This window comes from Actinomycetota bacterium (genome assembly GCA_019347675.1).
Classification (GTDB): Bacteria; Actinomycetota; Nitriliruptoria; order Nitriliruptorales; family JAHWKO01; genus JAHWKW01.
Genome location: JAHWKW010000022.1, coordinates 40,014 through 47,226 on the forward strand (window position 1 = coordinate 40,014; position 7,213 = coordinate 47,226).

Sequence of the window (7,213 nt, forward strand, 5' to 3'; positions counted from 1 at the left end):
GCAGCGCACACCGTGGCGGAAACGGCGGACTCGAACGGGCTCCCGCCGTTCCAGCACCTCCGCGCCGTGCACGTCATCGACGCGATGGCGACCTTCGGGCAAGACCGGCTCGAACGCTTGGGCCTGCCCCGGGCGTTCTTGCTGGCTGCGCTGGCCGGTGGGTTCATCACGCTGGGAGGGCTGCTTTCCATCCTCCTGCCCGTGGGGATCGCCGCCGATGGGCTCGTCCGGCTCGTCGAGGGGTTCGCGTTCAGCGCCGGGTTCTTCTTCGTGGTGCTGTCCGAGGCGGTGCTGTTCACCGAGGCGAACGTCGTGCTGCCCGCCACGCTGCTCAAGAGCGACCGGCCGGCCCGCAAGGTTGCGGCGTTCTGGGCGACCGCCTGGATCGGGAACCTGACCGGCGCGATCGCCACCGGCGAGCTCGTCATGTGGGCCCAGTCGTACCCGGACGCGTCCTTGGAGATGCTGCGGCACGTGATCGACCTGAAGCTGCAGTACTGGCGGGAAGGCGGCGCCCAGGCGTGGCTGCAGGTGGTCGGATCCGGTGTGCTCGCCAACTGGCTGGTCGGCATGGCCGCGTTCTTTGGGATGATGGGACGCACCATCTTCGGCAAGTTCATCCCCATCAGCCTGGCCGTCACCCTGTTCGTCGCCGCGAACTTCCAGCACAGCCCGGCCAACATGGGCTACTTCGCGCTGCTCCACGCCCACGGCGATGGCGCCGGCTGGCCGGTCGCGCTGGTCTGGAACATCGTTCCTGCCGGCATCGGCAACGTCATCGGGGCCGCCGTGTTGGTCACGATCCCCTTCTGGTTCGTGTTCCGAACCGCCGCGCGGCGCTGATGCCGACCGCCTCCACGGCCCTGACCATCTGGGCGAACCGGCTCGCCAAGCCGCTGGTGGACCGCTACCTCGCACGGACCAACAGCGAGGCCCAGCAGACCGACACCCCGGCCTCCGCCGACGACCCCGACAACCTGTTGGAGCCGCAGGACCAGGATCGCGACCGCGGCTCGCACGGTCCGTTCGACGACCAGGCTCACCAGATCAGCCAGCTGCAGGTGCTGTCCCGCAACCGCGGCAAGGTCCGCCGCTGCAACCGCGTTCGCGGGCATCCGCGGCCCCGACCGTCACGAGGAGGAGGAGTGAGATGTCGATGAAGAGCCCGCCGGGTACGACCCGTTGGGTGATCGCCGAGGGCTACATCCCCGACGAGAGCCACGGGCCGGTCCCGCAGATGACCAGCCACGAGACCGCCTGCATCCTCAACGCCGCCGACGCGGACGCTCACGTGCGGATCACGCTCTACTTCTCCGACCGTGACCCCGTCGGCCCCTACGAGGTCACCGTCCCGGCACGCCGCACCCGGCACCTGCGCTTCAACGAGCTCGACGACCCTGAACCGGTCCCCCGTGACACCGACTACGCTTCCGTGATCGAATCCGACGTGCCGATCGTGGTGCAGCACACCCGCCTGGACAGCCGCCAGCCGGAGCTGGGGCTTCTGAGCACCATCGCTTATCCGGCGTGATGGAGATACGCGACGGCCGGCCGGTCCCCGGCGACCTGCAGCGCGCCGAGGCGTGGTTCAAGCGGACCGAGGGACACGCCAACGACCTCGGGGTTCTCCGAGGAGGCACAGCCGGCTGAGTCACCGTCGGCGGACACGACGGTGCGGCGGGCACTCGACAGGCTGAGAGGCGCTTCGTGGATTGGGCGGGATGGGCGACGTTCGGTTTCGTCGCCACGGTGCTGCTGACCGGCATCATGGTGACCGCTCAGCTCGCGGGCTGGTCGCGGATGGACATCCCCATGATGCTCGGGACGATGTTCGTCGCCGACCCCGATCGCGCCCGTCTTGCTGGCTTCGTCGTGCATCTGGGGGTAGGGCAGCTGTTCGCGCTGCTGTACCTGTCCGCGTTCGCCCTGCTGGACACGGCCACCTGGTGGCTCGGTGCGCTGTTCGGGCTGTTGCACGGGCTGGCGGCCCTGACGATCCTGGTCCGGCTGATCGTCGGCATCCACCCGCGCATGGCCTCCGACCGGGCGGGTCCGGAGCTGGGAACGATCCTCGAGCCGCCGGGGCTGCTCGGGCTCAACTACGGCCGGCACACGCCGCTGTTCGCCCTGCTCGCGCACGTCGCCTACGGAGCCGTGCTAGGAGGTTTCCTCACGCCCCGATGAGCGGTTCGCTTCGGCGTGCTCGATGGCAAGCGCCGCCTGGACCAGCGCGCCGTGGCTGAAAGCCATCGGCATGTTGCCGAGGTGTTCACCGGTCTCCGGGTGTATCTCCTCGGCGAACAGACCGAGCGGCGAGGCCCGCTCGACCAGATCCTCGAAGAGCCGACCAGCGTCATCGATCCGGCCGGTCGCAGCCAGCCCCTGGGCGAGCCAGAACGACGCCGGCAGGAAGGCTCCCTCCGGGCCTTCCAGGCCGTCGGTGCCCGGCGGGTACCGGTAGAGGAGCGGCCCTCCGGCGGACAGCTCGCGGTGGACCGCGTCGACGGTTCCGATCACCCGCAGCGATCGCGCCGGCTCGAACTCGATGATCGGCAGCAGCAGCAGCGCGGCGTCGAGCTCGTCGGTGTCGTAAGTCCGCAGGTAGCTGCCGCGCCGGTGGTCGAAGCCTCGCTCGCGTATGTCGGCCGCCAGGGCGTCACGTTCCCGCCGCCAGCGCCCGACCCGGCGCCGACCGGTGCGGTGATGGTGGGCCATGCGCAAGCCCCGGTCGAGCGCCAGCCAGCCCATCAGCTTGGAGTGGACGTAATGCCTGGGCTCCCCGCGAACCTCCCAGATTCCCGCATCGGGCTCGTGCCAGTGCCGGGCGACGAAGTCGATGAGCTGGTAGAGCATGCGCCACGTCTCGCCGTACAGGCGCCCGCCAGCACGGTGGTAGGCCCAGGCGGCGTCCACCACCCAGCCGTAGCCGTCGAGCTGGTGTTGAAGGCCCGCCGCGTTGCCGACCCGGACCGGGCGAGAGCCGCGGTAGCCGATCCAGTCCGCCATCGCCCGCTCAGGAGGCGTCGGTCGGCCGTCCAGGGTGAGCGCGGGCGGGAGGTGTGGCCGGTTCACGCGTCCCGCATGCAGGAGCCAGTACAGGAAGGCGGTGGCCTCGTCGCTCTTGCCTGCCGCCAGAGACGCCGAGATCCCGATACTGGCGTCGCGGGTCCACGCGTAGCGGTAGTCCCAGTTCCGCGACGCGCCCGGCCACTCCGGCAAGGAGGTCGTCGGCGACGCAACCGGTGCGCCCGACGGCGCGTACGTCAACAGGCGCAACGTGATCATGCTGCGCACGACGGCGTCACGGGCGAACGCCGGGGCGTCGATGTCGCGCGCCCAGCCTCGCCACCAGCGATCGGATCGCTCCAGCAGCCGCCAGGCGTGCCCGGGATCCACGTAGACCAGCGGCTCGCGGTCAACCGCCGCAACCGCGAACGTCACTGGCGCGCCGGGGCGGACAGTCACGGCCGTCTCTGCACCCACCGGCAGGCGCAGCGGCGGTGCCGTGGTGACCGCGAGTGCGACACGCTGCCAGAGACAGACGAGGGCCTCGCCGCGGCGTTCGATACGGGGGGGACGGCGGCCCTCCCCGCGGCACGGATCGAAGCGCACGAGGACGTCCTGCGGCCCGCCTCGCGCTTGCACCCGACGAACCAGGAGCGTCTGGGGCAACAGGGAGCCGGTGACCTCCACGACGAGACCGTCGGTGAGCGTGACCTCACCCTCGTCCGAGCGCCACACGGTTTCGATCACCGCGGAATCCGCCCGGTACTGGCAGACCGAGGGCCGGGGTCCGCTGCGGGCGGGGCGGATCGAGAAGCTCCCGGCCTGCCGACCACCGACCAGGCGACCGAACACGGGTGGAGAGTCGAACCGCGGCAAGCACAGCCAGTCGATGGATCCGTGGGCGGCGATCGCGGCCGTGCGTGTGTCCCCGATCGCCCCGTACTCGCCGATCGCAGGCAGCTTCGCCGGCTCGAGCACGGCGCCACCGACCCGCGCCGCCGAGGACAGGTCGTCCAAGATCCCGTCCTGAGAGCCCTCGGCAGCGACCATGGCGGTTGGCTACGCCGTCGGGTCGATCAACGCCAATCCCGTCTCCTCGTCGACGCGCTTGCGGAGGTGCGCGGGCGTCTCCTCGACGATGACCTCGAGCGTCGGCCACACCACGCCCGACTGGAGGTGTCCTCCGGCGGTCGTGCCGTCGGGCTTGCCGACCACGACGTGCGCGTGCAGCTCCGGCTCGTCGTCGTGGAGGGCGATGTCACCGGTCAGGGAGAGAACCTCCACCTGCCCGTCGACGGGGATGTCGCGATACCGCTTCTCTTCGCGGTCGAAATACGCCAGCATCGTGTCCTGGAACGCTCCGATCGCCGTCAGGGACGCGCCAGTGACGTCGTTTTCCCGGGCGAACGACTCGAGGCCGGCCTTCGTCTCGTCACCCTTGTCGAACACGACCGCGAACGTTCGCAGGCCAGCCGACTCATGAAGAAGCTTTACGCGCATCCAACAAGTCCCTCGGAGACGACATGGGCACGTTCCGATCAAGTGCCGAAACCAGCATGGGACACGACATCGCCGCGTACAGCTCGGCGTGACGTCCGATTGGACAGACGGCCGCGGCACCGGGCTCCCGGCGCGATACCACCTGATCGGCGGGCACGTTGGATCTGTGGAGGGTTGAGCCCGGCGTGGCTCGCACATGGATGCGGCAAGGGTCGAGCAGCGAGCCGCTAGCGTCTCTTCACGGGCTGCTGGTAGTGGTCGTGGCACCGCGGCACACATCTCGAGGTCGTCCCATGCTGTACGTGATCCTCGCTGCCGTGGGCCTGCTCGCCATGCTGGTCGCCCGCTTCTCCGGGCGCCTGCGCAGTATGCCGATGAGCCCGCCACTGCTCGGCCTGGCACTGGGAGTGGTAATCGGCCCCGCCGTCCTCGACCTGGCCCGCGTGCCGGCCGGCGAAGAGCTGGCTGTGATGCGGACGGCGACGCGTCTGCTACTCGCTGTGGCCCTGATGGCGATCGCGCTGCGGTACCCGCTACGGGCCGCGCGGCAGCGGGCATGGAAGGTCGTCCTCCTGGTGGCCGTGGTGATGCCCGCCATGGGCGCCGCTGTGGGTGGCCTCGCTGTTCGATTGCTCGGCGTACCCGTGGCCGTCGCGGCCGCCGTCGGTGGGGCACTGTCGCCGACGGACCCGGTGCTGGCATCCAGCGCGGTCGCTGGTCAGCCGGCAGAGGCGTCCATCCCCGCGCGGCTGCGCGAGATGCTCTCCCTGGAGGCTGGTGCCAACGACGGGCTCGCGCTGCCTCTGGTGGTGGTGGCGACAGCGATGGTCACTGGCTCCTCGCCAGCTCGTGGCCTTGGGGCCGCGCTCGTCCAAGTGCTCGTCGGTCTCGCCATCGGCCTGGCGGTCGGGACCGTGGCCGGGGCGCTCATGCACAAGTCGCCACAGGATCGAGACATGGAAAGGTCTGCTCTCGTCCTCTACACCGCACTGCTGGCGTTCGCGGTCCTCGGTTTCGTCGGTGCCGTGCACGGTGACGCGCTCGTGGGCGTCTTCGCCGCAGGCCTCGTGTACAACTACCTCGCCACCGGAGGCGATCGCCGGGCTGAGGCCGAGATCGACGAGGGTATGAACCACTTCCTGGTGCTGCCGGTGTTCGTGCTGTTCGGGATGGTCCTGCCGTGGGAGGCGTGGGCCCGACTCGGTTGGAGTGGGTTGGCGTTCGCCGTCGCGGCACTCGTCTTTCGCCGTCTGCCGTGGGTCATGCTCGTCAAGAGGTTGCTGCGTCTCCGCTGGCACGAAGCCGTCTGGCTCGGCTGGTACGGGCCGATCGGGGTCGCGGCGATCTTCTACCTCACACACCTGCCAGAGCTCGGCGTCACCGATCCCATCGTCTGGGAGGCCGGGACCTTGGTGGTGGTCGCCAGCACGTTGGCCCACGGCATCACGTCAGGGGTAGGGCCCGGTCTGTTCCAGCGAGCCAACGAGTACGCGGTCGCCGAGGAAGGAAGCTAACCCGGCGGTCATCGCCGTTGTCGTCCACAGAGCAACCGCAACAACGACGCCGCAGCCGAGGGGATTTGGTCGGACGTCAGGGGCGGTCGTTGAACCGGTAGCCGATCCCGCGCACGGTTTCGATCCGCGTGGGGTCGTGGGGTTCACGCTCGACGCGACTTCGCAGACGCCTGATGTGAACGTCCAGCGTCTTGGTGTCTCCGACGTAATCCGTGCCCCATACCTCCTGGATCAACTGTCCCCGCGTGAGCACACGCCCGGCATGCTCGATCAGGATGGCGAGGAGGTCGAACTCCTTCGGCGGTAGACGGATCTGGTTCCCGTCGACCTGCACTTCGTGCCGTGCACGATCGACACGGACCCCGGCGGCCTCGGACGCTGGTTCGGGCGCGCCGAGGTCCATGGTGGATCGCCGCAGGACCGCCCGGATCCGGGCTGCGAGCTCGCGGATCGAGAACGGTTTGGTCACGTAGTCGTCCGCCCCGAGCTCGAGTCCGAGGACGCGATCGAGCTCGGCATCTCTGGCGGTCAACATGATGATCGGCACGCCGCTGCGGCGGCGTAGCTGTCGGCACACCTCCGTGCCGGGTAGACCCGGGAGCATCAGGTCGAGGAGGACGAGGTCAGGACGGGTCCGCTCCCACGTCGTGAGCGCTTCTTCGCCGTTCATCACCCAGACCACGTCGAAGCCCTCGGCCCCGAGCGAGATCGTGAGCCCTTCCCCGATGGCACGCTCGTCTTCCACGAGCAGCAGCTTGCTCACCATGGACACCTCATCGTTCGTCACGTCCTCCACCCGCACGGTCGCCTGTTGCGTCGAGGATCGGGAGCGACCGTGCAGCGGCTGGCTCGTTGTCGCGGGGAAGGCGCCGGCGAAGCCCATCGATGCTCCGATCGAGTGACGGCCGGATGCTACGCCGGGCGGGTTACGAGAAAACGGCGGCAGGGTGTCGGCCCACTGAACGCTTGCTGGCGATACGGCGACGTCGACGATCGTTCCGACACTCGTCGCTAGTGTGCCGTCCGCTAAATACGCTAAATAATGGCTGGGCGGGTGTAGATTCCATGTGACGGGCTGATGGTGGCGACCAGGAGCTGGCATGGGGCGTGCGGGGCGACCGACGGTGGCGATCGAGCTGAACGACGACGAGCGGCAGACCTTGCAGCGGTGGGCGCGGCGGCACACGTCGTCG

Annotated in this window: 8 protein-coding genes; 5 read left to right on the plus strand and 3 right to left on the minus strand. The window is 69.3% G+C overall.

Translation table 11 applies throughout. From position 1 onward, the window contains the following. Nucleotides 1–12: 12 nt before the first annotated feature. From KY462_13930 to KY462_13945, 4 genes are all read left to right on the plus strand, one after another. The gene (locus KY462_13930) at nt 13–843 is read left to right on the plus strand and encodes a formate/nitrite transporter family protein (GenBank protein MBW3578809.1); all 831 of its coding nucleotides are present in this window, start codon (nt 13–15) and stop codon (nt 841–843) included. Further along, complete coding sequence (locus tag KY462_13935) at nt 843–1,160, plus strand: hypothetical protein (protein MBW3578810.1); 318 nt, start codon at nt 843–845, stop codon at nt 1,158–1,160. The genes KY462_13930 and KY462_13935 overlap by 1 nt, the downstream gene beginning before the upstream one ends. Then, nucleotides 1,157–1,531, plus strand: a complete 375-nt coding sequence (locus tag KY462_13940; GenBank protein ID MBW3578811.1) for a sensory rhodopsin transducer — start codon at nt 1,157–1,159, stop codon at nt 1,529–1,531. The genes KY462_13935 and KY462_13940 overlap by 4 nt, the downstream gene beginning before the upstream one ends. A gap of 176 nt (nt 1,532–1,707) precedes the next feature. Further along, entirely contained in the window at nt 1,708–2,184 is a 477-nt protein-coding gene (locus tag KY462_13945) for a hypothetical protein (GenBank protein ID MBW3578812.1), read from the plus strand. On the opposite strand, the gene KY462_13950 is transcribed toward KY462_13945, so the two are convergent. Together KY462_13950 and KY462_13955 are read right to left on the minus strand one after the other, a co-directional pair. Then, the gene (locus KY462_13950) at nt 2,158–4,056 is read right to left on the minus strand and encodes a glycoside hydrolase family 15 protein (GenBank protein ID MBW3578813.1); all 1,899 of its coding nucleotides are present in this window, start codon (nt 4,054–4,056) and stop codon (nt 2,158–2,160) included. The two genes, KY462_13945 and KY462_13950, sit on opposite strands and share 27 nt — an antisense overlap. Before the next feature lie 9 nt (nt 4,057–4,065). Further along, entirely contained in the window at nt 4,066–4,506 is a 441-nt protein-coding gene (locus KY462_13955) for a DNA-binding protein (GenBank protein ID MBW3578814.1), read from the minus strand. Between the two features lie 293 nt (nt 4,507–4,799). Here KY462_13955 and KY462_13960 point away from each other — a divergent pair, with 293 nt between their 5' ends. Continuing rightward, entirely contained in the window at nt 4,800–6,020 is a 1,221-nt protein-coding gene (locus KY462_13960) for a cation:proton antiporter (protein MBW3578815.1), read from the plus strand. A gap of 76 nt (nt 6,021–6,096) precedes the next feature. On the opposite strand, the gene KY462_13965 is transcribed toward KY462_13960, so the two are convergent. Next, nucleotides 6,097–6,786: a response regulator transcription factor gene (locus KY462_13965; GenBank protein ID MBW3578816.1), complete on the minus strand. Its 690-nt coding sequence runs from the start codon at nt 6,784–6,786 to the stop codon at nt 6,097–6,099. Nucleotides 6,787–7,213: the final 427 nt, after the last annotated feature.

Bases quoted from the DNA above. Each gene is read 5' to 3' on its own strand.
- KY462_13935 (MBW3578810.1), top strand. From the start codon at position 843: ATGCCGACCGCCTCCACGGCCCTGACCATCTGGGCGAACCGGCTCGCC.
- KY462_13940 (MBW3578811.1), top strand. From the start codon at position 1,157: ATGAAGAGCCCGCCGGGTACGACCCGTTGGGTGATCGCCGAGGGCTAC.
- KY462_13950 (MBW3578813.1), bottom strand. From the start codon at position 4,056: ATGGTCGCTGCCGAGGGCTCTCAGGACGGGATCTTGGACGACCTGTCC.
- KY462_13955 (MBW3578814.1), bottom strand. From the start codon at position 4,506: ATGCGCGTAAAGCTTCTTCATGAGTCGGCTGGCCTGCGAACGTTCGCG.
- KY462_13960 (MBW3578815.1), top strand. From the start codon at position 4,800: ATGCTGTACGTGATCCTCGCTGCCGTGGGCCTGCTCGCCATGCTGGTC.
- KY462_13965 (MBW3578816.1), bottom strand. From the start codon at position 6,786: ATGGTGAGCAAGCTGCTGCTCGTGGAAGACGAGCGTGCCATCGGGGAA.